1 pseudogene is annotated in these 926 nt (G+C 41.5%); it reads left to right on the top strand.

What is annotated here, in order from left to right:
• A pseudogene (locus ABNX05_RS26020) lies at positions 1–926 on the top strand (hypothetical protein); the annotation flags it as partial.

Here is a 926-nt window from a genome sequence, read left to right as displayed (position 1 = left end):
TACTTTACGGGAATGATTGCTGAAGAGCAAGCGCAAAAGTATATTCAGCGGGTCAATCAAACAGATGAAGTAGTAGTGAAATTTGGGCGAGACAGTGCCATATTGTTCTCAGGAAGAATTGAAAATGCGGAGTTGCAGGCATCACAAGGGGTGCACTATGTATCTGTTGAGGCTGTATCATTTACAGCAAATATGGATATTGCAAAGCGCTCACGTTCTTTTCAAGATGCGAACATGACATACGTGCAGTTAATAAAAAACATCGTAAGCGCCTATCCTAATGGAGATTACATCGACCAAGCTTCTAACGGTCAAGCCATTAGTAGTATTGCGATTCAATACTTAGAAACAGATTGGGAATTCATTAAAAGAATGGCCTCCCGTTTGCATGCGGTTGTTTTTCCTGATTTAAAAGGAAAAGGTGCTCGATTTTGGCTTGGTACACCTCAAAGTAGAAAAAGCATAACGATCGACCATCTGCCTTCTATAGTCCGAATGGACGTCGATGCGTACCGATTGATTACTGAAAACGATGGTACGGATGTAAGTGAAGCCGATTATACTTTTTGTGAGTTTGAAAGCACAGAGGCCCATGAGTTGGGCACGTCGGTGCAATTCAAGGGAAGCTCCTATATCGTAACGGCTAGGGAGACTCATCTTGATGATGGCGTGTTGAAGTTTCAATATACTGCCCAACCAGAGAAAAGTATTCGTCAGCGGTTAGTACGTAATTTAGATCTCATTGGTGCAGCGTTTACAGGAAAGATCATTGATGTTACCCAAAACACCGTTAAAATTCATTTAGATATAGATAAAAGCCAGGACCAAGCAAAAGCACATTGGTTTGCTTATTCAGCAGATGCCAATGGTGTTATGTATTTAATGCCTCAAAAAGGTGCACGTGCTCAATTGCATTTTCCAAGTGC

This window comes from Lysinibacillus zambalensis, from assembly GCF_040183165.1.
GTDB lineage: Bacteria > Bacillota > Bacilli > Bacillales_A > Planococcaceae > Lysinibacillus > Lysinibacillus zambalensis.
This window is presented reverse-complemented; position numbering and strand designations above follow the sequence as displayed.